General features: G+C 67.5%; 22 protein-coding genes. 17 read left to right on the forward strand and 5 right to left on the reverse strand.

Annotated elements, in window-relative coordinates:
- Positions 1-28: 28 nt before the first annotated feature.
- Genes ASD71_RS22950 through ASD71_RS23010 form a run of 13 tightly spaced genes read left to right on the forward strand, consistent with a single transcriptional unit; the run spans position 29 to position 13,742 of the window.
- Positions 29-826, forward strand: coding sequence for a GntR family transcriptional regulator (locus ASD71_RS22950; RefSeq protein ID WP_056570091.1), 798 nt, complete (start codon positions 29-31; stop codon positions 824-826).
- A gap of 20 nt (positions 827-846) precedes the next feature.
- The gene (locus ASD71_RS22955; protein WP_056570093.1) at positions 847-2,052 is read left to right on the forward strand and encodes an ABC transporter substrate-binding protein; all 1,206 of its coding nucleotides are present in this window, start codon (positions 847-849) and stop codon (positions 2,050-2,052) included.
- An 8-nt stretch (positions 2,053-2,060) separates the two neighbouring features.
- Positions 2,061-2,933 (forward strand): branched-chain amino acid ABC transporter permease, encoded by an 873-nt coding sequence (locus ASD71_RS22960; RefSeq protein ID WP_056570095.1) that lies wholly within the window; start codon positions 2,061-2,063, stop codon positions 2,931-2,933.
- 2 nt (positions 2,934-2,935) lie between these two features.
- Positions 2,936-3,907: a branched-chain amino acid ABC transporter permease gene (locus ASD71_RS22965; protein ID WP_056570097.1), complete on the forward strand. Its 972-nt coding sequence runs from the start codon at positions 2,936-2,938 to the stop codon at positions 3,905-3,907.
- Positions 3,900-4,655, forward strand: coding sequence for an ABC transporter ATP-binding protein (locus ASD71_RS22970; protein WP_056570099.1), 756 nt, complete (start codon positions 3,900-3,902; stop codon positions 4,653-4,655). Before ASD71_RS22965 ends, ASD71_RS22970 begins: the two co-directional genes overlap by 8 nt.
- Positions 4,652-5,362 carry an ABC transporter ATP-binding protein gene (locus ASD71_RS22975; RefSeq protein ID WP_056570101.1) on the forward strand — a complete coding sequence of 237 codons (711 nt, stop codon included), beginning with the start codon at positions 4,652-4,654 and terminating at the stop codon, positions 5,360-5,362. Before ASD71_RS22970 ends, ASD71_RS22975 begins: the two co-directional genes overlap by 4 nt.
- A 2-nt stretch (positions 5,363-5,364) precedes the next feature.
- Complete coding sequence (locus ASD71_RS22980) at positions 5,365-6,633, forward strand: 3-isopropylmalate dehydratase large subunit (protein ID WP_056570102.1); 1,269 nt, start codon at positions 5,365-5,367, stop codon at positions 6,631-6,633.
- Positions 6,630-7,130, forward strand: coding sequence for a 3-isopropylmalate dehydratase (locus ASD71_RS22985; RefSeq protein WP_056570104.1), 501 nt, complete (start codon positions 6,630-6,632; stop codon positions 7,128-7,130). Before ASD71_RS22980 ends, ASD71_RS22985 begins: the two co-directional genes overlap by 4 nt.
- 10 nt (positions 7,131-7,140) lie before the next feature.
- Positions 7,141-8,811, forward strand: a complete 1,671-nt coding sequence (locus ASD71_RS22990) for a hydantoinase B/oxoprolinase family protein (RefSeq protein ID WP_056570106.1) — start codon at positions 7,141-7,143, stop codon at positions 8,809-8,811.
- On the forward strand, positions 8,808-10,856 hold the full coding sequence (locus ASD71_RS22995) for a hydantoinase/oxoprolinase family protein (protein WP_056570108.1): 2,049 nt from the start codon (positions 8,808-8,810) through the stop codon (positions 10,854-10,856). Before ASD71_RS22990 ends, ASD71_RS22995 begins: the two co-directional genes overlap by 4 nt.
- 9 nt (positions 10,857-10,865) lie before the next feature.
- Positions 10,866-11,474, forward strand: a complete 609-nt coding sequence (locus tag ASD71_RS23000) for a cysteine hydrolase family protein (protein ID WP_056570109.1) — start codon at positions 10,866-10,868, stop codon at positions 11,472-11,474.
- The gene (locus ASD71_RS23005; protein ID WP_056570112.1) at positions 11,471-12,868 is read left to right on the forward strand and encodes an FAD-dependent oxidoreductase; all 1,398 of its coding nucleotides are present in this window, start codon (positions 11,471-11,473) and stop codon (positions 12,866-12,868) included. The genes ASD71_RS23000 and ASD71_RS23005 overlap by 4 nt, the downstream gene beginning before the upstream one ends.
- A gap of 10 nt (positions 12,869-12,878) precedes the next feature.
- Positions 12,879-13,742: an oxaloacetate decarboxylase gene (locus tag ASD71_RS23010; RefSeq protein ID WP_056570591.1), complete on the forward strand. Its 864-nt coding sequence runs from the start codon at positions 12,879-12,881 to the stop codon at positions 13,740-13,742.
- 119 nt (positions 13,743-13,861) lie between these two features.
- Here the strand turns inward: ASD71_RS23010 and ASD71_RS23015 are convergent, their stop codons facing one another.
- Positions 13,862-14,482 (reverse strand): chorismate lyase, encoded by a 621-nt coding sequence (locus ASD71_RS23015; protein ID WP_056570114.1) that lies wholly within the window; start codon positions 14,480-14,482, stop codon positions 13,862-13,864.
- Positions 14,483-14,588: 106 nt separating this feature from the next.
- Between ASD71_RS23015 and ASD71_RS23020 the strand changes: the two genes are divergently transcribed.
- On the forward strand, positions 14,589-15,320 hold the full coding sequence (locus tag ASD71_RS23020; protein WP_056570593.1) for a pseudouridine synthase: 732 nt from the start codon (positions 14,589-14,591) through the stop codon (positions 15,318-15,320).
- A 304-nt stretch (positions 15,321-15,624) separates the two neighbouring features.
- On the opposite strand, the gene ASD71_RS23025 is transcribed toward ASD71_RS23020, so the two are convergent.
- Positions 15,625-16,536 (reverse strand): LysR family transcriptional regulator, encoded by a 912-nt coding sequence (locus tag ASD71_RS23025; protein WP_056570116.1) that lies wholly within the window; start codon positions 16,534-16,536, stop codon positions 15,625-15,627.
- Between the two features lie 331 nt (positions 16,537-16,867).
- Here ASD71_RS23025 and ASD71_RS23030 point away from each other — a divergent pair, with 331 nt between their 5' ends.
- Genes ASD71_RS23030 through adeC form a run of 3 tightly spaced genes read left to right on the forward strand, consistent with a single transcriptional unit; the run spans position 16,868 to position 22,750 of the window.
- Entirely contained in the window at positions 16,868-18,079 is a 1,212-nt protein-coding gene (locus ASD71_RS23030; RefSeq protein WP_056570118.1) for an efflux RND transporter periplasmic adaptor subunit, read from the forward strand.
- 13 nt (positions 18,080-18,092) lie between these two features.
- A complete protein-coding gene (locus tag ASD71_RS23035; RefSeq protein WP_056570121.1) occupies positions 18,093-21,272 on the forward strand; it encodes an efflux RND transporter permease subunit in 3,180 nt (1,059 codons plus the stop codon).
- Positions 21,272-22,750 carry an AdeC/AdeK/OprM family multidrug efflux complex outer membrane factor gene (gene adeC / locus ASD71_RS23040; RefSeq protein WP_056570123.1) on the forward strand — a complete coding sequence of 493 codons (1,479 nt, stop codon included), beginning with the start codon at positions 21,272-21,274 and terminating at the stop codon, positions 22,748-22,750. The genes ASD71_RS23035 and adeC overlap by 1 nt, the downstream gene beginning before the upstream one ends.
- A gap of 87 nt (positions 22,751-22,837) precedes the next feature.
- Here the strand turns inward: adeC and ASD71_RS23045 are convergent, their stop codons facing one another.
- The 3 genes from ASD71_RS23045 to ASD71_RS23055 all read right to left on the reverse strand — a co-directional run bounded on the left by ASD71_RS23045 (position 22,838) and on the right by ASD71_RS23055 (position 26,181).
- On the reverse strand, positions 22,838-23,089 hold the full coding sequence (locus tag ASD71_RS23045) for a GlsB/YeaQ/YmgE family stress response membrane protein (RefSeq protein ID WP_056570125.1): 252 nt from the start codon (positions 23,087-23,089) through the stop codon (positions 22,838-22,840).
- A 92-nt stretch (positions 23,090-23,181) separates the two neighbouring features.
- Positions 23,182-23,796, reverse strand: coding sequence for an SCO family protein (locus ASD71_RS23050; RefSeq protein WP_056570126.1), 615 nt, complete (start codon positions 23,794-23,796; stop codon positions 23,182-23,184).
- A 318-nt stretch (positions 23,797-24,114) separates the two neighbouring features.
- Positions 24,115-26,181, reverse strand: a complete 2,067-nt coding sequence (locus ASD71_RS23055; protein ID WP_056570128.1) for a M3 family metallopeptidase — start codon at positions 26,179-26,181, stop codon at positions 24,115-24,117.
- Positions 26,182-26,249 lie beyond the last annotated feature (68 nt).

Raw genomic sequence — 26,249 nt, forward strand, 5'->3', positions numbered from 1 at the left:
ACATTAGGACACCCCTAGAGTTCCCTGCATGGGAACCTCATTACCACTTCCGAAGTACCACCAGATCTATCTCGTCCTGCGCGAACAGTTGCAGGAGGGGCGGTTCGATCAGGACGGCGTGCCAGGAGAGCATGCGCTGGCGGACCAGTTCGACGTTGCGCGCATCACCATCCGCAAGGCGATGGAGATGCTGGTGGCGGACGGGCTGGTGTCGCGCCGGCCGGGCCTGGGCACCTGGCCCCTGCGCGGCGCGTCCAGCGCCCACAGCGCGCCGTCTCCCAGTGCGCAACAGAAGGCGCACCTGACCGGCCTCCTGGAAAACATCGTCAACATGGGCCTGCGCACCTCGGTGCAGGTGCTGGACAGCACGCTGGTGTTTGCGCCGCCCACGGTGGCCGAGGCGCTGCACATTCCGTCCGGCACGCCCGTGCACAAAAGCCTGCGGGTGCGCAGCACCGACGCCGGGCCGTTGTCTCACATCACCACCTACGTGCCGCAGTCCGTGGCCGATTTCACGCGGGAAGACCTGGAGCGCGAGCCGCTGCTGATGCTGCTGGAAGCGGCCGGCGTGGAGTTCGGCGGCGCCACGCAGACCATTTCCGCGCGGCTGGCCGACGCGCAGGTGGCGCGCCATCTGGACGTGTCGGTGGGCTCGGCCTTGCTGGCCGTCACGCGCCTGGTGCGCGATGTCGGCGACCGGCCCGTGCAATTGCTGCAGGGCCTGTACCGGCCCGACCGCTACCAATATCAGTTGCAGCTATCGCGCGTCGGCAGCATCGACGCCAAGGTCTGGGTCAGCGAAGAGCTGTCGGCCCAATTCCATTGAACCCTTCGGAGATTCGCCCCATGAATTCGCGCCGCACTTTCCTCTACCAATCCGCCGCCGCCGCGGCCCTCGTGTCCGCTCCGTGGGTGGCCCGGTCGCAGGGCGCCACGCCCATCAAGGTCGGCGTGCTGCACCCGGTGACCGGCGCGCTGGCGTATTCCGGCCAGCAATGCCGCCTGGGCGCGCTGCTGGCCATCGAGGACATCAACAAGGCGGGCGGCATCAAGTCGCTGGGCGGCGCGCCGCTGCAGGCGGTGCTGGGCGATGCGCAGTCGCGTCCCGAGGCGGGTTCGGCCGAAGTCGAGAAGATGAACGAGGCGGGCGTGTCGGCCATCGTGGGCGCGTACGCATCGGCGATCTGCCTGGCGACGACGCAGACAGCGGCCAAGTACAACCTGCCGCACGTCGTGGACGTGGGCGTGGCCGACCAGATCGTCGAGCGCGGCCTGAAGAACACGTTCCGTTTCGGACCCGGTTATCGCGCCTGTAGCGAACGCGCCATCCTGGACCTGGCCGCACTGAACGACGCCGCCGGCAAGCCGGCCAAGACCGTCATGATCGTGCACGAGGACTCGCTGTTCGGCACGGGCACGGCGGCGCTGCTGGCCAAATCGCTGCCGCAGCACGGCTTCGAGGTCAAAGAGATCGTCAAGCACCCGAACCCCACGCGCGACTTCAACAACATCGTGCTACGCATGCGCTCGGTGAATCCGGACATCGTGATCCCGGCCAACTACTACAACGAATACGCCTTGCTGCTGCGTGCGATGAAGCAGCAGAAGGTGCAGCCCAAGGCCATCTACTCCGTGCTGGGCGGGGCGGCGTCCAGCTACAAGTTCCTGAAAGAATTCCCGGACATCGCCAACGGCATCATCGACTGCAACCACTGGTTCAATCCGAAGGACGCGCGCGTCGCGCCGCTGAAGGCCCGCGTGGAAGAGAAGGGCGCTTACTTCAGCTACGAGGTCTTCATGACCTACACCGCGATGCTGCTGCTGGCTGACGCGCTGGAGCGCGCCAAGTCCGCCGACCGCGCCGCGATCATCGAGGCGCTGGCGTCCAGCACCTTCCAGGACAACCTGATGCCCTATGGCCCGACCAAGTTCGTCAACGGCCAGAACACCGGCGCGCAGCCGCTGCTCACGCAGGTGATCGGGGGCGACATCAAGGTGATCTTCCCGGCCGAGTACCGCCAGGCCGACGCCGTGTTTCCGCTGAAGGCCTGACAAGACCCATGCTCGATCCCGCCATCCTCTTTTCCTCGGTGCTGAACGGCCTGACGACGGGCGCGGTCTACGCGCTCATCGCACTGGGCCTGACTCTGATCTACGGGGTGCTGCACATCATCAACTTCGCCCACGGCGCAGCGCTCATGGTGGCGCTGTACGCCGTGTACCTGCTCAAGGACCGGCTGGGCATCGACCCCTACGCCGCCTTGCCGCTGGTGGTGGCCGGCATGTTCGTGCTGGGCTACGCGTTGCAACGCCTCGTCATCAACCGCGCCAGCCATGGCAAGGACGAGAACATCCTGCTGGTCACGTTGGGCCTGGCGATCGTGCTGGAGAACCTGGCGCTGGTCTGGTTCAAGTCCGACACGCGCAGCATCGATACGGCGTACACGCTGTCGACCGTGGAGATCGGCCCGGCCATGATCGCGCTGCCCAAGGTCATCGCGTTCTGCGGTGCGCTGGCGGTGGCGGCGGTTCTGTTCTGGATCATCCGCAGCACCGATCTGGGCCGCGCGATCCGCGCCGTCGCCCGCGAAAAGCAGGGCGCCAAGCTCATGGGGATCGACGTCGAAAAGGTGTACGCGGTGTCGTTCGGCATCGGCATGGCGTGCCTGGGCGCGGCGGCGTGTTTCCTGCTGCCGGCCTATTACGTCAATCCGCAGGTGGGCAGCGGATTCGTGCTGGTCGCCTTCACCATCGTGGTGCTGGGCGGCATGGGCAGTTTCGTGGGGGCGCTGGTGGGCGGACTGCTGATCGGCGTGGTGGAGTCCATCGGAGGCCTGTTCCTGGGCGACTCGCTGGGCCAGATGGGCATCTTCGCGATCTTCATCGCGGTGCTGCTGTTTCGCCCGCAGGGGCTGTTCGGGGCGAGGGGCTGACGATGAAACGGGATCTTTGCGCAATCGCGCTGTTCGGGGTGGTGCTGGTGGCCGTGGCTGCGTTGTCCCAATCGGGCGTGTTGCTGACGTTCGTGATGATGTCGCTGTACGCGGCCCTGCTGTCGCAGGCCTGGAATATTCTGGGCGGGTATGGCGGCCAATTGTCGTTTGGCCATGCGCTGTTCTTCGGCGTGGGCGCCTACGCACAGGCGCTGGGTCAGCTCAATCTGGGGCTCAATCCGTGGCTGGTGCTGCCCATGGCGATCGCACTGGGCGCGCTGGTCGGCGTGGCGGTGGGCGGGCTGACGTTCCGTTATGGGTTGAAGGGCTCATATTTCGCGCTGGTCACGCTGGCATTCGCTGAAGTCTTCCGCATTCTGGCGCTGTCGGCGTCGTTCACGGGCGGTGGCGTGGGACTCATGGTGCCGCTGCAAGAAGGCGTTGCCAACATGCAGTTCGGCTCGCGCCGCGGCTACATCTACCTGCTGCTCGCCTTCGTGCTGCTGGCGCTGCTGGTGACCGCGTGGCTGCGTCATTCGCGCTTCGGCGCCTATCTACAGGCCGTGCGCGACAACGAGGACGCGGCGCGCGCCATCGGTGTGAACCCGTTGCGCGTGAAGCTGGGCGGCATCGCGCTGTCGGCCGCCTTCATGAGCGTCGCGGGCGCCTTCTATGTGCAAGTTTTCCAGTACATCGATCCGGGCATCGCATTCGGCTCGGCCGTGTCGGTGGAGGCGCTGGTCGGCGCCATCGTCGGCGGCATGGGCACCTTGTGGGGCCCGCTGCTGGGCGCGGTGACGCTGCATGCGCTGGCCGACCTGACCCGCAACCTGTTCGGCGAGTTGCCTGGCATCAGCATGGTCATCTACGGCGTGGTGCTGATCCTGATCGTCATGTTCATGCCGCGCGGCATCACCGGCGGCGGTCAGTCGCTGGGTCGCCTGTTCAAAATGAAGGAGCGCGCCCGTGTCTGAGATCCTGCTGCAAGCGCGCAATCTGTCCATCACCTTCGGCGGCCTGAAGGCCGTGCAGGACGTCAGCCTGGACGTGCCGCAAGGTTCGCTTACCGCCCTGGTGGGTCCCAATGGCGCGGGCAAGACCACGCTGTTTGGCTTGCTGTCGGGTTTTCTGAAACCTGGTTCCGGTTCCGTGCACTTTGCTGGACAGGACATCACGGGCCAAGCGCCGCACGAATCCGCGCGCCTTGGCCTGACCCGGACTTTCCAGATCGTGCAGCCGTTCGGCGCGCAGACGGTGCGCCAGAACATCGCCGTGGGCGCGCATCTGCGCCTGGCGGATCGCGACGAGGCGCTGGCCGCAGCCGAGGCCGTGGCCGCGCGCGTCAACCTGCAGGCGTCGCTGGACAAGCCGGCGGCCGACCTGACGGTGGCCGGGCGCAAGCGCCTGGAACTGGCGCGCGCGCTGGCCACCCGCCCGCGTCTGTTGCTCCTGGACGAGGTGCTGGCGGGCCTGAATCCCAGTGAGATCGACGAGATGATTCCGGTGGTGAAAAAACTGGTGGACGATGGCGTCACCGTCCTGATGATCGAGCACGTGATGCGCGCCGTGATGAGCCTGGCCGAGCACGTGTGGGTGCTGGCGCAGGGCCGGCTGATTGCGGCGGGTACGCCCGGCGAGGTTACGCGCGATCCCAAGGTGGTCGAGGCTTATCTGGGCCACGGCGCGGCGGCGCGGCTGGCCGCGCAGGGAGCGCCGGCATGAGCGCGCTGCTGGAGGTCAAGGGCCTGCGGGCAGGCTACGGTCGCATGGAAGTGCTGCGCGGCGTGGACCTGGACGTGCAGGCGGGTGAGATCGTGGTGCTGCTGGGCAGCAATGGCGCGGGCAAGTCCACGCTGAACAATACGGTGTGCGGCCTGTGCCGGCCGTGGGGCGGTACGGTGCGTTTTGAAGGCCAGGACCTGACCGGCCGCCACTACCGGCAGGTGGTGCAGGCGGGTCTGATCCAGGTGCCGGAGGGCCGCCGCGTTTTCCCGAACCTGAGCGTGCGCGAAAACCTGGAGCTTGGCTCCTTCACCCGGGCGCGCGAGCGCCGCGCGCAGAATCTGGACAAGGTGCTCGACATTTTCCCGCGGCTGCGCGAACGCCTGGAACAACTGGCCGGCACCATGTCCGGCGGCGAGCAGCAGATGCTGGCAATCGGCCGCGGCCTCATGGCCGAGCCGCGCCTGCTGATCCTCGACGAACCCTCGCTTGGCCTGTCGCCGCTGATGGTCGAGGAACTGTTCGGCCTCATCAAGCGGCTGCATGGCGATGGCCTGGCGATCCTGCTGGTCGAGCAGAACGTGGGCCAGTCGCTGGAAACCGGGCAGCGCGCCTACGTGCTGGAAAACGGCGCCGTGCGCTACAGCGGCAGCTGTCCCGACCTGTTGGCCAGCGACGACGTGCGCCGCGCCTATCTGGGGATGTAATCATGGCCCAGCCTCAAACCCTGGCTCAGAAGCTGATCGCCGCTGCCTGCGGGCGCGAGACGGTGTCCGAGGGCGAAATCGTGACCTGTGCGGTCGATCTGGCAATGTTCCACGATTCCAGCGGTCCGCGGCGCTTGAAGCCCATGCTGGAAGAGCTGGGCGCGACGTTGTGGGACCCGTCCCGGATCGTGCTGGTCATCGACCACTACGTGCCGGAATCCGACGACGAATCGCGCCGCATCGTGCGCATCGCGCGCGACTGGGCCGCGGAGCAGCAACTGCCCAACGTGTATGACTCAGTGGGCATCTGCCACGTGGTGGTGCCGCAGCACGGGCACATCCGGCCGGGCATGTTCTGCGTCGGCGGCGATTCGCATTCGCCGACCGGCGGCGCGTTCGGCGCTTACATGTTCGGCATCGGCAGCACCGAGATGCTGGGCGTGGCGGTCACCGGCCAGATCTGGGTCAAGGTGCCCAAGACGCTGATGATGAATTGGCGCGGCCGGCTGGCCGATGGCGTCACGGCCAAGGACATGATGCTGCACATGATCGGCCGCTACGGCATGAACGGCGGGCGCTATCAGGCGGTGGAGTTCTGCGGCGAGGCCGTGCGCGCGCTGTCCATGCAGGAGCGCATGACGCTGTCGAACATGAGCGCCGAGCTGGGCTCGCAGGTCGGGCTTATCGCTCCGGACGAGACCACCGCGGCCTGGCTGCGGGATGCGGGTGTGACGCAAGCACTGGATCTGGCCCGCTGGCAGAGCGATCCCGGGGCGGACGCCGAGTGGCATGAGTTCGATGCCGCCGCGCTGGCCCCGCAGGTTGCCGCGCCGCACAGCCCGGCCAATTCGCGCGGCGTGGACACCTACAACGATGTGCCCGTGCAGGTGGCCTACATCGGCGCCTGCACCGGCGCCAAGCTGGACGACCTGCGCGCCGCAGCCACCGTGCTGCGCGGCCGCCGGCTGGCGGACGGCATGCAGCTGATGGTGGCGCCGGCCAGCCGGCAGGACCAGGACCAGGCCGACCGCGAAGGCGTCATGCAGGTGCTGCGCGACGCCGGCGCCCAGGTGCTGGCCACCTCGTGCGGCGCCTGTGCGGGCTATGGCGGGTCCATTCCGGACGGCGCCAGCGTCATCGCCACCACTGCCCGCAATTTCAAGGGGCGCATGGGGTCGGAGACCGCGCAGGTCTACCTGGCCTCGCCGTATACGGTTGCGGCCTCGGCCGTGGCGGGGCGCATTGCCGATCCCCGGGAGTTCCTGGCATGAACACAGACACCACGACGCATCGCGTCTGGCGCGTGGGCGCGGACATCGACACCGATGCGCTCGCGCCCGGCGCCTACATGAAGTTCGGCATCGACGAAATCGCGCGCCACTGCTTGCAACGCGTCCGTCCGGACTTTGCCGGGCAGGTGCAGCCGGGCGATGTGCTGGTGACCGGCCCCAACTTCGGCATCGGCTCGTCGCGCGAGCAGGCCGCGGCCGCCCTGGTGCGCCTGGGCGTGGCCGCGGTGATTGCGCCGTCCTTCAACGGCCTGTACTTCCGCAACGCCTTCAACGTCGGACTGTTGCTGCTGACGTGCAGCCAGGCCGAGACCCTGGCCGAGGGCGAGGGCATCACATTCGACCCCGTCGCCGGACGCATCGGCCGCCCCGGGGGCACGCCCGCCGAATTGCACTGCGAGACCGTGCCCGGCTTTCTCCTTGACATGGTGCAGGCCGGCGGACTGCTGAATCTGCTGAAACAGCGTCAAACCTCTTAGGAACAACATCATGCTTGACCCCGTTACCCTGGCGGTCCTGAAGGGCCGCCTGGAACAGATCGCCGACGAAATGGACGCGACGCTGTACCGCAGCGCGTTCAATCCCATCATTGCCGAGGCTCATGACGCCTGCCACGGCATGTACGACGCCGCCACCGGCGCCACGCTGATCCAGGGCAAGTCGGGCCTGCCCGTCTTCGTGGGCGCGATGGCGTTCGCGGTGAAGGCGGCGGCCAAGACCGCGGCCGAGCGCGGCGGCATGACGGACGGCGACGTGTGGCTGTTCAACGACCCGTACGAGGGCGGCACGCACGCCAACGACTTCAAGCTGGTCAAGCCGGTGTTCCGCGGCGGCAAGCTCTTCTGCTTCCTGGCGTCGGCCGCCCACTGGCACGACGTGGGTGGCGCGGTGCCCGGCAACTACAACCCGGCCGCCACCGAATGCTGGCAGGAAGCGGTGCAGATTCCGCCTGTGCGCATCGTGCGCGCCGGTGTGCTGGACCAGGACGTGCTGGCCATCCTGAAGGCCAATACCCGTCTGCCCGACAGCCTGTGGGGCGACCTGAACGGCCAGCTGGCCGCGCTGGAACTGGGCGCGCGGCGTCTGGATGGTTTGCTGGATGAATACGGCGACGCCACGGTGCTGGAATCCCTGGACACGCTGCGGGAACGCGCGCGCCGCCTGATGCGCGACCACATCGCCCGCCTGCCGGATGGCGCATACGCCTTTGAGGACATGCTGGACAACGACGGCGTGCGCGACGCGCCGCTGCGTATCGCGCTCAAGCTCACCATCGCCGGCGACCGGCTGGGGCTGGACTTCACCGGCACGTCGCCGGCGTGCGCGGGTCCGGTCAACATCTCGCGCGCCACGGCCATCGCGGCCTGCTACGTGGCGCTTAAACACCTGTTCCCGGACGTGCCGGCCAACGCCGGGGTGCTGGACGCGGTGGACGTGACGCTGCCAGACGGCCTGGTGATTTCGGCCGACCGCCCGCGTCCCGTGGGCGGCTACACCGAAACCATTCTGCGCATGATCGACGTGATCTTCTGCGCCATGGCCCAGGCCGCGCCGGACCGCGCCATGGCGCAGGCCTACGGCACGATCAACGCGCTGTCGATCGCCGGCTACCGCAGCGACGCCGCCCGCAAGGGCCAGCGCTGGGTCATGTTCAGCTTCTTCGGCGGCGGTCACGGCGGCCATTCGGATGGCGACGGCCTGAGCCACGGCAACGCGCCGATCTCCACCGCCACCATTCCGCCGCTGGAAATCCTGGAAGCGGCGTATCCCGTGCGTTTCACGCAATGGGCGCTGCGGCCGGACTCGGCGGGCGACGGCGCGCACCGGGGCGGCCTGGGCGCCATCTATGAAATCGAATTGCTGGAAGACAGCGCCGAAGCCTTCATCTTCGGCGAACGCGGCCGTAGCGCGCCCAAGGGCATCGCGGGCGGCGGCCAGGCCGCGCTCAACGTCTTCCGCTATCAGCAGGACGGCCAGTGGCAGTCCCCGCCCATGAGTTCGAAGATGCAGGGCATCCGGTTGCAGCGCGGTGATCGCGTGCGTCTGGAAACGCCGGGCGGAGGCGGCTACGGCGAGCCCGCGCGGCGCGATCCTGCGGCGCGCGAGCACGATCGCAAGATGGGCTATGTGAGCGACATTCAGAAGGAGCAGTCGGCATGAGCGCGGCGCAAGGTTTGGTGGTGGGCGTGGACGTGGGCGGCACGTTCACGGATCTGTTCGTGCTGGACGAGGCGGGCGGCAGCGCCCGCGTGGTCAAGGTGCCGTCGACCCGCGGCGAGGAAGCGCGCGGCTTCATGAACGGCATTGCACGGGTGGCGGACGGCGCGGGCGACATTGCGACCATCGTGCATGGCACCACGGTGGGCACCAATGCGCTGCTCGAGCGCAAGGTGGCGCGCACCGGCATCATCACGACCGAAGGTTTCCGCGACGTGCTTGAAATGCGCCGGCGCGACCGGCCGCAGACGTGGGGCCTGCGCGGCAACTATGAACCCGTGGTGCCGCGCGACCTGCGGCTGGAAGTGCGCGAACGCGTGCTGGCCGATGGCGCGCTGCACACACCCGTGGATCTGGACCAGGTCGAGGCCGCCGCGCGCGCGCTGCTGGAAGCGGGCTGCGACGCGGTCTGCGTCTTCTTCATCAATGCCTACGCCAATCCGGTGAACGAAGCTCAGGCCGCGGCGCGCGTGCGCGCCATCTGGCCGAACGGCAACGTCACTGCGGCCACCGAGGTGCTGCCCGAGATCCGCGAATTCGAGCGCTGCTCGACGGCCGTGCTGAACGCGGCCCTGCAGCCCGTGGTGGGCAGCTACCTGACGCGGCTGGAATCGGACCTGCAGCAGCACGGCTTCGAGGGCGAGCTGCTGGTGGTGCAAAGCAACGGCGGCGTCATGTCGCGCCAGACCGCGTGCGACGTGCCCGTGCGCACCGCGTTGTCGGGTCCTGCGGCCGGCGTCATTGCCTGCGCGGCCATCGCGCGCGCCGCGGGCTTTCCCAACGTGGTCACGGGCGACATGGGCGGAACGTCGTTCGATGTGTCGCTGGTGGCCGAGGGCGAGGCCTCGCTGTCGGCACAGACCGCCATCGACTTCGGCATGGTCGTGCGCGCGCCGATGATCCAGATCGAAACCATTGGCGCGGGCGGCGGCTCGATTGCCAGCGTGGACGCGGGCGGCCTGCTGCAGGTCGGCCCGGAATCCGCGGGCAGCATTCCCGGTCCGGCCTGCTATGGCCGCGGCAATACGCGTCCGACCGTCACCGACGCCAACGTGCTGCTGGGCCGCATCGCCGCGGAACGCCCGCTGGGCGGCGGTCTCTTGGCCAAGATGGACGTGGAACTGGCGCGCGCCGCCATCGACGAGCACGTCGCGCGCCCGCTGGGCCTGGACGTCCACGCCGCGGCGGAAGCCATCCTGACCGTGGCCAACGCCAAGATGGCGGGCGCGATCCGCGTCGTCTCCATCGAGCGCGGCCACGATCCGCGCAAGTTCGCCTACATGCCGTTCGGCGGCGGCGGCGCGCTGCACGTGTGCGCCATGATGAATGAGGTGGATGCCGCGCACGGCATCGTCCCGCGCTATCCGGGTGTGACCTCGGCGCTGGGCTGCGTCATGGCCGATATGCGCCACGACGGCGTGCAGACCCTGAACGTGGCGCTGAGCGCGCTGGATGCGGCCGACCTGCTGGCCCGCATCGACGAGCTGGCGGCTGCGTGCCAGGCGCGTCTGGATTCGGCGGGCGTGTCCTTCGAGGGCATCCGCGAAAGCATTGAACTCGACATGCTGTACGTGGGCCAGAGCCACACCGTGCGCGTGGAAGTGGGTCGCTCGGACCTCACCCGCGACGGCATCGCCGCCGCATTCGACCGCGCCTACCAGGCCGCCTTCGGCCGCAGCCTGACCGGCATTCCGGTCCGCATCCTGAATCTGCGCTATGCCCGCATCGGCCAGCGCCCCAAGTTCGATCTGGCCCTGCTGGCGCCGACGGCCGAGGCCATGCCCGCCGCGCTGGGCACGCAGCGGGTCTTTCACGCCGGGCAATGGCACGACGCCGTGCGCTACGCGCGCCTGGACCTGCCGGTCGGCGCCGATGTGGCGGGACCCGCCATCCTCGAGCAACCGGACACCACCATCTGGATCGAGCCCGGCTTCGCGGGCCGGGTCGATTCCCTGGGCAACATGCTCATCGCCCGCACCGCATCGTAGGAGCCCGCCATGCACGCCTTCGATCCCCGCACGACCGCGCTGGTCATCATCGACCTGCAGAACGATTTCCTGGCGCCGGGCGGCGCGTATGACCGCGGCGGCGCGGTCAGCCCGCAGGCGAAAGCCTTGCCGGCGCGCGTGGCGCCCGTGGCCCGCGCGTTGAAGGGACAGGGCGGTTTTGTAGCCGCCAGCCAGTTCACGTTGTGGCCCGATGCGCACGGCGAGCCCATGATTTCGCCGCATCTCAAGCAGTTGCGCCCGTTCTTGCGCCGCGGCGATTTCGTCGCCGGTTCGCCCGGCCAGGCCAACGTGGCCGAGCTGGACGGGCTGGTCGACGTATCGGTCTGGAAAGTCGCGTATTCGGCCTTCTTCAACACGCAGCTTGATTGGGTGCTGCGGCGCGCGGGCATCTCCAGCGTGGTGGTGGCGGGCATCGTCACCAACGGCGGCGTCGCCAGTACGGTGCGCGACGCCCACATGCGCGACTACCACGTCACGGTGCTGGCCGACGGCTGCGCCGCGCCCACGCCTGCGATGCACGAGGCCGCGCTGGCGGACCTGCGCACCGTGGCCGACGTGGTCTCGTGCCAGGACGTGCTGGACAGGCTGAAGTCGTGAGTGCGCCAGTCGTCAGACGGGGCGTTTCGCCCGGCGCGGACGCCATGCACGTGCCGGTGGCCATCATCGGCGCGGGCGCCTGTGGCCTGACCGCCGCGCTGCGCCTGGCCCGCGCCGGCATCGAAACGGTCCTGATCGAACGCGACGCCGTGCCCAGCGGATCCACAGCGCTGTCTTCGGGTTTCATTCCCGCGGCCGGCTCCGCGGTGCAACGCGCAGCGGGCATCGAGGATGACGCGGCGCGTTTTGCCGCCGACATCCAGGCCAAAGCCCACGGCACGGCGTCACCTGAACTGGTGGCCGCCTACACCGGTGCGGCTGCCGCGGCCATGGACGGGCTTGCCGCGCACGGCCTGCGCTTCGAGGTGCTGGACGGGTTCCTGTACCCCGGCCACACCGCGCGGCGCATGCACACGCTGGCCGAGCGCACGGGCGCGGCACTGGTCGCAGCCCTGGAACGCGCCGCCAGCGAGGCCGGCGCTTACCTGCTGACACGCGCGTTGGCGCGCGAGATCTGGACGGACGCTGATGGCCGCGTCACGGCCGTGGGCTGCGAACGCCCTGACGGCTCGGTCGACGTGATCGGCTGCGATGTCTTGCTGCTGGCGTGCAATGGCTTTGGCGGCAACACCGCGATGGTCGGCGAATACCTGCCCGCGATGCGCGAGGCCGTCTACGGCGGTCACGTCGGCAACGATGGCAGCGCCATCCAGTGGGGCACGCAGCTTGGCGCGCGGCTTGCGGACCTGGGCGGCTACCAGGGCCACGGCTCCTGGGCGACGCCGCAAGGCGCGCTGATCTCCTGGGCCGTGATGATGGACGGCGGCGTGCAGATCAACCGTGACGGGCGGCGCTTTCACGACGAGACCCACGGTTATTCCGAGGCCGCGGTCCATGTGCTGGCGCAGCCGGGCTCGGTGGCGTGGAATGTCTTTGACGACCGCACGCTCGCGCTGGCGCGCGGCTTTCCCGACTTCGTGCAGGCCGAGCAAGGCCATGCGTTGAAGACATGCGCCGATGTGGCGGCACTGGCCGCGCTGATCGGCTGCGATCCCGGTGTGCTGGGCCAGACGCTGGACGCGGTCGGACCCGGCGCGGCGGATCCGCTGGGACGCCGTTTCGAACGCGCACTGCAGGCGCCGTACCACGCGGTCAAGGTGACGGGCGCGCTCTTTCATACGCAAGGCGGGCTGGATATCGACGCGCAATGCCGCGTCCTGGACAACGCAGGCCGGGCGCTGCCCAACCTGCTGGCTGCGGGCGGCGCCGCCCGTGGCGTTTCGGGCAACGACGTGTCGGGCTATCTGTCCGGCAACGGCTTGCTCAGCGCGGTCGCCGGCGGCCATATCGCCGCGGCCACGGCGGCGGCGCTGCTCGGGCGCCGCCTGGATTAGGAAACACATGATGCAAACACAGAACCTGAAAGCGCAATTGGCGGCCGGCACGGTGCTGGCCCCCGGCGTCTACGACGCCTTGTCGGCGCTGGTGGCCGAGCAGGCGGGCTTTTCCGCGCTGTACCTGTCGGGCGCGTCCATCGCCTACACGCGGCTGGGCCGGTCGGACATCGGCCTGACCACCTACACCGAGGTCGAGGACACGCTGGCCCGCATCGCCGAGCGCGTGTCGGCCGCCGTGATCGTGGACGCCGACACCGGTTTCGGCAACGCGCTGAACACGCAACGCACCGTGCGCGGCTTCGAGCGCGCGGGCGCTGCCATGATCCAGCTCGAAGACCAGACCTTTCCAAAGCGCTGCGGCCACCTGGACGGCAAGAGCGTGATTCCTGCCGCCGAGATGTGCGGCAAGCTGCGCGCCGCCGTCGACGCGCGGGTCAATGCGTCCACGCTGATTCTGGCGCGCACCGACGCGCTGGCCTCGGAAGGACTGGACGCGGCGCTGGACCGCGCCGAAGCCTATCTGGAAGCCGGCGCGGATGCGCTCTTCATCGAGGCGCTGCGCACGCCGGAACAGATGCGCGCCGCGTGCGACCGATTCGCTTCGCGTGTGCCGCTGCTGGCCAACATGGTGGAGGGCGGCAAGACCCCGGTGCAGGACGCGGGCGCGCTCGCCGCCGCGGGATTTCGCATCGTCATCTTCCCTGGCGGCACGGCGCGCGCGGTTGCGCACACGCTGCAGGGCTACTACGGCAGCCTGCGCCAGCACGGCACGACCGGGCCGTGGAAGGACAGGATGCTGGATTTCGACGGGCTGAACGACGTGATCGGCACGCCGGAATTGCTGGAGCAGGGACGGCGGTACGAAGGCTGAACCCGCTCACAGCGGGGGGCAGCGTCCCTGCATCAGGAAGGTGTGCGCGGGTGTGACGGAGGCGTGCGCGCGGCGTGGGCTGAACGTCTGCGCTGCGGCTCGCATTCAGCAGGCTCGTTTCAGCGCGGCGTGCGCTGGTGCGGCACGAGCGGCGGCACGGGCTGGCCGGCGATCAAATCCCAGAAGTCGGGCAGGAAGCACTCGGCCACCAGCAGCGGCTGGCCCTGGCGCCAGAATACCGAGCGGCGCGCCCAGATCCGGCCGGCCTGCAACGCGCGGGCCTCGGACGGCAGCACGTTCGAGGCGGTGGCATGGAACGGCACGGGCGAGGCCAGGCGGCGGCATGCAAAAGGCGACCGGATCACCGTGCTGTCGTGATACAGCATGTCGGCCAACGGCCGGGTCAACAGGCGCCGCATCCCTTGCCAGGCGCCGTGCGAAGCGGTCAACGGCGTCAGGCTGCGCGCCGGGACGCTGTCCACGCCATTCACGGACATCAGCACCTCGCGGATCCATACCGGTGAGCCCGGCGCAATGCGCATCGCAAGTGCCTCGTCAGCCGGCGCGCCGTCGGCGTACTCGGCCAATACCCGCAGACGCACCTGCCCGACCTGGCGCAGGCCGGCGGTAAGCGCGCCCGGCCGGAACAGCCAGTGGCGTTGGGCGGGGGACAGAATGGCCGGGGCTTGCGCCAGCCAGCCGGCGGCGAGAGGGGGGCAATGGGCTGCGGGTTTCGTCATGGCTGCGTATTATGCCAAGCCCCGCCGCAAGGCCGCCTGCGTCGCAATGCCGCAGGGCACGGGGTACCGGCCGATCCTCACCGGCCGTCCGCATACAATACCGCCCATGGAAAAAGTACGTATCTCCAAGCTCATGTCCGAGCGCGGACTCTGCTCACGCCGCGAGGCGGACAGCTATATCGAGCGCGGCTGGGTCCGCGTCGACGGCGTCGTCGTGTCCGAACTGGGCGCGCGGGCCTATCCCGACCAGGAAATCACACTGGAGCGCGCCGCGCACGCGCGCCAGACCTCCCGCGTCACGATCCTCATCAACAAGCCCGTGGGCTACGTGTCCGGCCAGGCCGAAAAAGGCTACACGCCCGCCGTCGCCCTGATCGACTCCCGCTCCCGCTTCGCCGGCGACCGCGCCCCGCAGCGCTTTGAACGCGCACACCTGGACGGCCTGGCCGTCGCTGGCCGCCTGGACATCGATTCGCAAGGACTCCTCGTCCTCACGCAAGACGGCCGCGTCGCCAAGCAATTGATCGGCGAGGACTCCACGATCGACAAGGAATACCTGGTCCGCGTCCAGGGCAATCTGTCCGACAACGGCCTGGCCCTGCTGAACCACGGGCTCTCGCTGGACGGCAAGCCGCTCAAGCACGCCCAGGTGCGCTGGCAGAACCACGATCAACTCCGCTTCGTGCTGCGCGAAGGCAAAAAACGCCAGATTCGCCGCATGTGCGAACTGGTGGGTCTGAAAGTGATCGGCCTCAAACGCGTACGCATCGGCCGCGTGGCGCTGGGCGATCTGCCCCTGGGCCAATGGCGCTACCTGCGCGACGACGAGTCTTTCTGAGCCGGTGTCTGACACCCCCGATGAGACAGTTTCTGTTCCATGCCGGTGTCTGACACCCTGGTGAGACAGTCTGCCCTCGGAGATCGTGCCCCGAGGGTGTCAGACACCTACCGCTGCAGCGGGCACCTGACGCCGCAGTGAGACGGCCTCCAACGCAGGTGTCTGACACCCTGGTGAGATGCCCTTCATCCCGAGACGCCATCCAAAGGGTGTCTGACACCGCCCGCGAGACACCCCCGCGCATTGGTCATCCCACCCGACAACACTTGTCGACCGCCGAAGAATTTTTCAGTCTGTTTCGATCTCAGCGGGATTTCATGAAACCGGGCGTATCCTTCGCTTGCCAGTGGCTGCCCAGGCGCTCCATCAGGAACTCGATGAAGATCCGGGTCTTTGCAGGCAGCAGGCGCGTCTCCGTGACCGCATGCACCGGAAACGGGCCCAACTGCCAGTCCGGCAGCACACGCTGCAACTGGCCGGACTGCTGTTCCGACATCTGACCACCCACCAGCACCGCGATGCCTGCGCCCAGCATGGCCAGGCGCCGGGCCATGGCGACGCCGTTGACGGAAAAGCGGTTGCCCGGCGTGAACTCGATGTGCTGCTCGCCATTCGTCAGCGGCCAGCGCGTCACGCGGCCGGCGCCTTCCGCGCGGAACTCGATGCACTCGTGCCGGGTCAAGTCGCTGGGATGCTTCGGTTCGCCGTGCTTTTCCAGGTAGTCGCGCGAGGCATACAGGTAGGCGGGCAGCATGCCCAGCAGTCTTGCAATCTGGGTCGAATTTGGCAGGTCGCCGATTTCGATCGACACGTCGCAGGTCTGGAACACGCGCGATGCGTGGTCCGGGTTCGCGAGGTCCAGGAAAAACGTCACATCGGGATAGCGCCGGGAAAACTCCATGAATGACTCAGCCAGGAAGTCCGTGCCGAAATCCGCGGGCATGTTCACGCGAAGCGGTCCGGCCGGCGTGTCGACCAGCTTCTGCAATTCTTCATGGGCGATCTGCGCCTCGGCCACGATGCGCTGGCAGCGTTCGAAATACAGCCGTCCGGCATCGGTCAGTTCGACCTTGCGCGTGGTGCGGCTGAGCAGCCGCAGCCCCACGGACCGCTCCAATTCGGCCACCTGGCGAGACAAGGTCGACTTCGGGACGCCCAGCGTTGCCGCAGCGCGGCTAAAACTGTGCGTTTTGGCGACCTCGACGAAGAGTTCCATTCCCTGTAGGCGTTTCATGACGCGATTCTGTCACAGTGGCGATCGCGCAATTGTCCCATAAATGGAATGATGTTTTCTCTTCATGCCCCTTTGTTTCTAAAGCGGGATAACTCAGAATGCGAGTTCTGCAATGCAGCAATGCGATAAACGTCCAGCCTTGCGTGTTCTACGCGAATCCACCCAGGTCGAACGCCGCGGACCGCGCCAAGACGGTCCGACGGGCTGATGTTCTTCGCAGAATCGCCCCAGGCAATCCGGCCATACACGGCCATCAGGCACGCGGCGCATGCGCAGCGTGGGGCTACTTTTATTGAAATCGGGAATGCAATCTATGAATAAGAAAAGCGCTATGTGGCGCGGCGCGGCCGTTGTCGCGCTGACGGCATCGGCCCTCACACTGGCCGCTTGCGGCAAGAAGCAAGAGGCGCCCCAGGGCGGCAAGCCGCAAGTGACGGTCGTCACATTGGCGACGCAGCCCGTTTCCCTTACGACCGAACTGCCCGGCCGCACGTCTGCCTTCCGCGTGGCCGAAGTCCGCCCGCAGGTCAACGGCATCGTCCAGAAGCGCCTCTTCACCGAGGGCGGCGAGGTCAAGGCGGGCGAACAGCTCTATCAGATCGACCCCGCTCTCTACCAAGCCAACGTCGACAGCCAGAAGGCCGCGCTGGCCCGCGCTCAGGCGCAGCAGAAGACCGCCGCGCTGCTGGCCGAGCGCTACAAGCCGCTGGTCGCGACCCGCGCGGTCAGCCAGCAGACCTACGACAACGCCGTTGCCTCGCGCGATCAGGCCGCTGCCGACGTGCTGTCTGCCAAGGCGGCGCTGGATACGGCCCGCATCAATCTCGTCTACACCAAGGTGTTGTCGCCGATCGACGGCATCATCGGCCGCTCGGCCGTGACCGAAGGCGCGCTTGTGACCGCCAACCAGACCAGCGCGCTGGCCGCAGTGCAGCAGATCGACCCGATCTACGTCGACGTCACGCAGTCCAGCGTGCAGCTTCTGCGCCTGCAGGACGCGCTGGCCACCGGTCAGCTCAAGAAGCTGGATGGCGAGCAGGCCGCGCTGGTCACGCTGACGCTGGAAGACGGCTCGCAATACAAAGAGTCGGGCAAGCTCCAGTTCTCCGAAGTGACCGTCGACCCGGGAACGGGCTCGATCACGCTGCGCGCGGTGTTCCCCAATCCGGACCGGCGCCTGTTGCCCGGCATGTTCGTGCGTGCGCGCCTGGCTGACGGCGTTGCCGCCGACGGCCTGCTGGTGCCGCAGCGCGGCGTGACGCGCAATCAGCGCGGCCAGCCGACCGCGCTTGTCGTCAACGCCAAGAACCAGGTCGAATTGCGCGATCTGAAGACCGACCGTGCCATCGGCGACAAGTGGCTCGTCACCGACGGTCTGGCCGCCGGCGACCGCGTGATCGTGGAAGGCCTGCAGATGGTCCGCCCCGGCGTTGAGGTGGTCGCCACCGAAGCCGGCGCCAAGGCCCAGCCGCAAGCGGCCAATGCGCCGGGGGCCGCTGCCCCCGCCGCGCCGGCAAAGCAGTAATCAGGAGCCACGCATGGCAAAGTTTTTTATCGACAGGCCGGTTTTTGCCTGGGTGATCGCGATCGTGCTGATGTTGGCCGGCGCGCTGTCCATCCTGCAGCTTCCGGTCGCCCAGTACCCCAACATCGCGCCGCCCGCCATCGGCATCGCGGTGACCTACCCGGGCGCGTCCGCGCAGACCGTGCAGGACACCGTGGTGCAGGTGATCGAGCAGCAGATGAACGGTCTTGACGGCCTGCAGTACATCTCGTCGGAAAGCAACTCCGACGGCAGCATGTCCATCACGCTGACCTTCAAGCAGGGCACCAACCCCGACACCGCACAGGTGCAGGTCCAGAACAAGCTGGCGCTGGCGCAGCCGCTCTTGCCGCAGGAAGTGCAGCAGCAGGGCATCCGCGTCACCAAGGCCACGAAGAACTTCCTGATCGTGGCGGGCTTCGTGTCCACCGACGGCACGATGACCAAGGACGACCTGGCCGACTACGTCGCTTCGTACGTCCAGGATCCCATCAGCCGCACGCAGGGCGTGGGCGACTTTCAGCTCTTCGGCTCGCAGTACGCGATGCGGATCTGGCTGGACCCCGCCAAGCTCGTCAACTACGGGCTGACCACGGTCGACGTCACCACCGCCATCAAGGAACAGAACGTCCAGGTATCGTCCGGGCAATTGGGCGGCCTGCCGTCCGTGCGCGGCCAGCAGCTCAACGCCACCATCATCGGACCGTCGCGTCTGCAGACGGCCGAGGACTTCGGCCAGATCCTGCTGAAGGTCAATTCCGACGGTTCGCAGGTGCGCCTGCGCGATGTCTCGCGCATCGAACTGGGTGGCCAGACCTACGCCATCGACAGCTTCTACAACGGCAATCCGGCCTCGGGCCTGGCGATCAAGCTGGCGCCGGGCGCCAACGCGCTGGACACGGCGCAGGCGGTGCGCGACACCATCAACAACCTCAAGCCGTATTTCCCGCCGGGCATGGACGTCGTCTATCCGTACGACACGACGCCGTTCGTCAGCCTGTCGATCCATGAAGTGTTCAAGACGCTGGTCGAGGCCATCATCCTGGTGTTCCTGGTGATGTATCTCTTCCTGCAGAACTTCCGCGCCACCATCATTCCCACGCTTGCCGTGCCGGTGGTGCTGCTGGGCACGTTCGGCGTGCTGGCGGCGTTCGGCTATTCCATCAACACCTTGACGATGTTCGGGATGGTGCTGGCCATCGGTCTGCTCGTCGACGACGCCATCGTGGTGGTCGAAAACGTCGAGCGGGTGATGGCCGAAGAGGGCCTCACGCCCAAGCAGGCCACCCGCAAGTCCATGAGCCAGATCACCGGCGCCCTGATCGGCATCGCGATGGTGCTGGCCGCCGTGTTCGTCCCCATGGCATTTTTCGGCGGTTCCACGGGCGTGATCTACCGTCAGTTCTCGATCACGATCGTGTCCTCGATGGTGCTGTCCGTGATCGTCGCCATCGTGTTCACGCCGGCCTTGTGCGCGACGCTGCTCAAGCCCATTCCGAAGGGCCATCACGGCGCCAAGAAGGGCTTTTTCGGCTGGTTCAACCGCACGTTCGAGCGCAGCAGCAACGGTTACGCCAATACCGTCGCCCGCGGCCTGAACCGCACCAAGCGCCTGATGGTCGTCTACCTGGCGCTGGTCATCGCGATGGGCTGGATGTTCACCCGCATCCCGACCGCGTTCCTGCCGGCCGAAGACCAGGGCATTCTGTTCGCCCAGATTCAGACGCCGGCCGGCGCCACCGCCGAAGCCACCAAGGCCGTCATCGACGACGCCACCAAGTACCTGCTGACCGAAGAAAAGGACGCCGTCACCTCGGTGTTCGCAGTCAACGGCTTCAACTTTGGCGGCCGCGGCCAGAACGCGTCCATCCTGTTCATCAAGCTGCGCGACTGGGAAGAACGCGGCGACGTCAGCCTGAAGGCCGCCGCCGTGGCGGACCGCGCCAACGCGCACTTCGCCAAGACGGAACGCCGTGCGAAGTTGTTCGTCGTGCCGCCGCCTTCCGTGATGGAACTGGGCAACGTCACCGGCTTTGACTTCCAGCTGATGGACCGCGCCGGCGTGGGCCACGAGAAGCTGCTTGCCGCGCGCAATCAGTTGCTGGGCGAGGCCGCCCAGAGCCCGGTGCTGGCGGGCGTGCGTCCCAACGGCATCGAAGACGCGCCGCAGTACCAGCTGGACATCGACCGCGAAAAGGCCCGCGCCTTGGGCGTGGCCGTGTCGGACATCAACAGCACGCTCGCCACCGCGTGGGGGTCGTCGTACGTCAACGACTTCATCGACCGCGGCCGCGTGAAGAAGGTGTTTGCGCAGGGCGAGGCGTCCTCGCGCATGCTGCCGGAAGACCTGAACAAATGGTACGTGCGCAACAAGGATGGCGACATGGTCCCGTTCTCGGCGTTCTCCAGCGCGACGTGGAGCTTCGGCCCGCAGAAGCTCAACCGCTACAACGGTGTTCCGTCCTACAACATCCAGGGCCAGGCGGCGCCGGGCTACAGCTCGGGCGCGGCCATGGAAGAAATGGAACGCCTGGCGGCCAAGCTGCCGGTCGGCGTCGGTTTCGAATGGACCGGCCTGTCGTTCGAAGAACGCCTGTCCGGCGCCCAGGCGCCCGCGCTGTACGCGATCTCGCTCATCGTGGTGTTCCTGTGCCTGGCGGCGCTCTATGAAAGCTGGACCATTCCGTCCGCGGTCATGCTGGTGGTGCCGCTGGGGATCATCGGCGCGCTGCTGGCCACGCTGATGCGCGGCCTGTCCAACGACGTGTTCTTCCAGGTGGGTCTGTTGACGACAATCGGGCTGGCGGCCAAAAACGCCATCCTGATCGTGGAGTTCGCCAAGGAGCACTATGAATCGGGCGCCAGCCTGACCGAGTCGGCCATCCATGCCGCCCGTCAGCGCCTGCGTCCCATCCTGATGACGTCCCTGGCGTTCATCCTGGGCGTGACCCCGCTGGCGATTTCCAGCGGCGCGGGCTCGGGCAGCCAGAACGCCATCGGCACGGGCGTTATCGGCGGCATGCTGACCGGCACCTTCCTGGCCATCTTCTTCGTCCCGGCGTTCTTCGTGATCATGCTGCGCGTGTTCAAGGTCAAGCGCATGAGCGAAAACGTCGACAAGCACGACACCAGCGCCAAGGGGCCGCACGACGTGCCGGCGGAGGGCCAACCGTAATGAAACTCCAGATGAGAACCTTGCTGTCTGTATCCCTGGCGGCGGCCCTGGCGGGCTGCTCGCTGGCCCCCACATATGAGCGCCCCGATGCGCCCATCGACGCCGCCTATCCCACGGGCGCCGCCTACAACGCGGCCCAGGCGGCCGCGCCGGGCGGCATGGCCGTGGCCGACATCGGCTGGCGCGACTTCTTCGGCGATCCGCTCTTGCAACAGCTGATCGAACAGTCGCTCGTCAACAACCGCGACCTGCGCGTGGCGGCACTGAACGTCGAGGCGGCCCGCGCGCAGTACCGCATCCAGCGCGCGGACCTGGCGCCCAGCATCGGCGTGGCGGGGCAGGGGTCTGCCCAGCGCACGCCGGCCGACCTGTCGCCCAGCGGCCAGGCCACCACTAGCCACAGCTACCAGGTGGGCGCTGCCATGTCCGCCTGGGAACTGGACCTCTTTGGCCGCATCCGCAGCCTGAGCGACCAGGCGCTGGAATCCTACCTGGCGCTGGACGAGACGCGCACCGCGACGCAGCTCACGCTGATCGCCGAGGTTGCGAATGCTTACCTAACGCTGCGCGCGGACCAGGAGCTGCTCAGCCTGACGCGCGATACGCTCAAGAGCCAGGAAGATTCCTACAACCTGACCAAGCAGAGCTACGACCAGGGGCTGTCCACCGCGCTGGACCTGAGCCAGGCCGAAGTGTCGCTGCGCACGGCCCAGCGCAATCTGTCGCAATACACGCGCCAGGCCGCGCAGGACCGCAATGCGCTGGTGCTGCTGGTCGGCCAGCCGCTGTCGCCGCAGATAGTCGCGGCGCTGGACAACGCGATCAAGCTGGACGACAGCATGCTGCCGACCACGCTGCCCGCCGGCCTGCCGTCCGACCTGCTGGTCCGCCGCCCGGACATCCGCGCGGCCGAGCATCAGCTCAAGGGCGCCAATGCCAACATCGGCGCGGCGCGCGCGGCGTTCTTCCCGACCATCAGTCTCACGGGTTCGGCCGGCACCGCCAGCGCCAGCCTGGGCGGTTTGTTCGACGGCGGTTCGGGGGCGTGGAGCTTCGTGCCCCAGATCACCGTGCCGATCTTCGCGGGCGGCTCGCTGCTGGCGGGGCTGGACCTGGCGAAGGTGCAGAAGAACATCCAGGTGGCTCAGTACGAAAAGTCGATCCAGACGGGGTTCCGGGAAGTCGCGGACGCGCTGGCCGGCCGCGGCACGCTGGACGAGCAGATCCAGGCCCAGCGCCTGCTGGTGGACGCCAACCAGCGCGCGTATGACGCGTCGGAGCAACGTTTCCGGCAGGGCATCGACGACTACCTGAGCGTGCTGGATTCGCAGCGCTCGCTCTACACCTCGCAGCAGGCGCTGGTCGACACGCGTCTGGCGCGCCTGACCAACCTGGTCACGCTGTACAAGGTGCTGGGCGGCGGGTGGACGGAACGCACGGCCGCGGCGCCTGCCGCACCGGTCACGCCCGCGGGCTGAAACCCCGGCGCGTGAATCGCGCGTGCAATGCAAAACGGGCCGATCTTGCGATCGGCCCGTTTTTTTTTGCGTGCGAAGACGCAGACGTCAGGTGCGCTTCCTGGCGATCAGGCCCACCACGAACAGCACGATGACCGCGCCGACGACGGATCCGATCCAGCCCGCGGGTTCGCCGGGCTGGTACCACCCCAGCGACTGGCCCAGGAAGCCGGCAACGACGGCGCCGATGATGCCAAGAATGGTGGTCATGATGATCCCCATGTTCTGGTCCCCGGGCATGATGGCGCGGGCGATCAGGCCCACGATGAACCCGACGATGATCATGATGATGATGCTCATGCGCGTACTCCTTACTAGGGAAAAGGGGGCGAAGTGGACTGATGATACCCACGCCCCGCGCGCTGTCGCTGTAACAACTGGTGTGCGGCCCCTCAGGAAGTCAGATCGATGAGCTGGCGCACGTCTTTGGTCAGCGCCTCGATGCTGTCGGTGTCGGAGGCCAGGAGGCGCGCTTGGCCGTCCTTGTCGAAAATGTACACGCCGCGGCTGTGCGTCACCTCGTACATATCGGCGTCGTCGCCGGGGCGGGGCTTTTCGATCTGGTAGGCCACGCGGTACCGGCGCGCCAGGTCCGCGATCTGCCGTTCGTCGCCCGTCACGCCGATGGCGCTGTTGTTGAAGGCGTTGACGTAGGCTTGCAGGATGTCCGGCGTGTCGCGGTGCGGGTCCACGCTGACGAACAGGATGCGCACGTCCTTGGCCTTGTCGCCCAGGTTCTGCAGCACCGCAGTCAACTGCGCCATGGTCGTCGGGCAGATGTCCGGGCAACTGGCGTAGCCGAAAAACAGCAGTACCGTCTTGCCCTTCAGGTCGTCGCTGCTGACGGTCTTGCCGCCCGCGCCGGGCAGCGAGAACTTCAGATCCGGCAGGTGGCCCTTGACGTTGTAGAGCGTCCAGTCCACGTTCCTGTCGCCGCAGGCGGCAAGAAACACACACAAGGCCAACAGCAGTCCGCGAAAGTAGCGGCCGGTAATCAGGTGTCGCATGGGTCCAGTAGCCGGAAGGGGGTAAACCTTTCGGATTCTACCTGCTGGATCTGAGGAAAGCGGCATACGGCCGCCATGCCTTGTGCGCGCGCAAGCCCAGGGCAAAAAAACGGCCCGCTCGATGGCGGGCCGTCTTGGCAGGCGCGGCGTGCAACAGGCGTCAGGTGTCTGACACCATATGAGACGCCCGGCAATTTAGCCGGCGCAAGGTGTCTGACACCCGCTGAAGTGCACGGCAAGGTGCGGCAGTGCATCAAGGGTGTCAGACACCGTCCCATGCCAAATTGCCGGCAAAACCACGGATGTCGGACACCGTCATCAGCTAGCCGTCATCCCGCTATGGCGCAGCAGCGCGTCAATGCGAGGCGCCCGGCCGCGGAACGCGGCGAACGATTCGGCCGCCGGGCGCGAGCCGCCCACGGCCAGCACTTCGCGGCGGAAACGCGCACCGGTTTCCGGATCCAGCGTGCCCAGCGCGTTGCCGGCCTGCTTGGCCGCCGCTTCCTCGAACGCCTCGTACGCGTCGGCCGACAGCACTTCGGCCCACTTGTAGCTGTAATAGCCCGCGCCGTAGCCGCCCGCGAACAGATGCGAGAAGGCGTGCGGCAGGCGGTGCCATTCGGGCGGGAACAGCACGGCAACTTCCTGGCGCACATCCTGCAAGAGCGCCAGCACTTCGGAAATCGACGCACCCTTGCTGCGGTCGTGCATCAGCATGTCGAACAGCGCGAACTCGATCTGGCGCACGGTCTGCATGCCGCTCTGGTAGTTGCGGGCGGCGACCAGGCGGTCGTAGAGCGCGCGCGGCAGCGGCTCGCCGGTGTCCACGTGCGCCGACAGCTTCTGCACTACGGCCCATTCCCAGCAGAAGTTCTCCATGAACTGCGAGGGCAGTTCGATGGCGTCCCATTCCACGCTGGCAAACGCGGCGGCGCCGGGCTCGTCGACTTCGGACAGCAGCGCATGCAGTGCGTGGCCGGTTTCGTGGAAGAGGGTGATGACGTCGTCATGCGTCAGCACGGCAGGACGGTCGCCGTTGGGGCGTGAGAAATTGCACGTCAGGTACGCGATGGGCGTCTGCACTTGGCCGGCCACGACGCGGCGCGTGCGCTCGCTGTCGACCCACGCGCCGTTCTGCTTGCCGGCGCGGGCGTACAGGTCCAGGTACAGATGACCGATCAGCGCGCCTTCGGGGCTTTCGACCCGAACGCCGCGCACGTCGCCGTGCCAGGACGACACAGGCGTTTCCGTCAGGCGCACGCCGAACAGGGTCTGGATGACGTCAAAAAGGCCAGCCAGCACGCGGGGCTCGGTGAAGTACTGCTTCACCTCGTCTTCCGAGTACGCGTAGCGCGATTCACGCAGGCGTTCCGAGGCGTAGGCCACGTCCCAGGGCTGCAGGCTGTCCAGCCCGAGTTCGCCGGTGGCGTAGGCGGTAAGTTCAGCCAGATCGCGCTGCGCGTACGGCTTGGCGCGGGCGGCCAGGTCGCGCAGGAAGACGGTGACTTCCTTGGCGTCGCGAGCCATGCGCGTCTGCAGACGCAGCGCGGCAAAGGTGCCCAGGCCCAGCAGGCCCGATTCCTCGGCGCGCAGCGAAAGCAGTTCTTCGATCAGCGGCGAGTTGTCGAACTTGGCGTCGCCCTGTTCGGACGCGACCGTGCCGTAGCCGCGGTACAGCGCCTCGCGCAGCGAGCGATCCTTGGCGTACTGCATGACGGGCAGGTAGCAGGGCATCTTCAGCGTGAGCTTCCAGCCGGCCTTGCCGTCTTCGTCGGCGGCGGCGCGCGCGGCGGCAACCACGTCGGCCGGGATGCCGGCCAGGCGGCTTTCGTCTTCAACGATCAGCGACCACGCATCGATGGAATCCAGCACGTTTTCCGAGAACTTCTGCGACGCCTGCGCCTCGCGGTCGGAAATCGCGGCATAGCGTTCGCGGTCGGCGCCCTGCAGTTCGACGCCGCTCAGGCGGAAGTCACGCAGCGCCATTTCCACGATGCGGCGGCGCACCGGCGTCCAGGATGCGAAATCGGGCGAGGCGGCCAGCCGCTGGTATTGCTTGTACAGCCCTTCGTGCAGGCCAACCCAGGTCGAAAACTCGGTGACCAGCGGCAGGGCGGCGTTGTAGGCCTCGCGCAGTTCCGGCGTATTGACTACGGCATTAAGGTGGCCGGCCACCGACCAGGCGCGCCACAGGCGCTCGGACGCAGTGTCCAGGGGCTCGGCCACGGCTTCCCAGGTGGGCGCAAGCGCGGGGTCGGCGGCGTGGTCGACCGCCTTGCGGGCGATGCCCAGCAGTTCCTCGACGGCAGGCACGATGTGCGCGGGTTTGACGGCCGCGTAATCGACCAGTTCGGACACGGGAGCGAGCAGGGGGTTCTGGGTCATGGTGTTACCGGCTTATTGAGTGGCAGGCGGCGCGCCAGGCGCGCCGGCGAAGGCGATAAGGATCAGGT

This window comes from Achromobacter sp. Root565 (genome assembly GCF_001427425.1).
In the GTDB taxonomy this organism is placed as follows: domain Bacteria; phylum Pseudomonadota; class Gammaproteobacteria; order Burkholderiales; family Burkholderiaceae_B; genus Achromobacter; species Achromobacter spanius_D.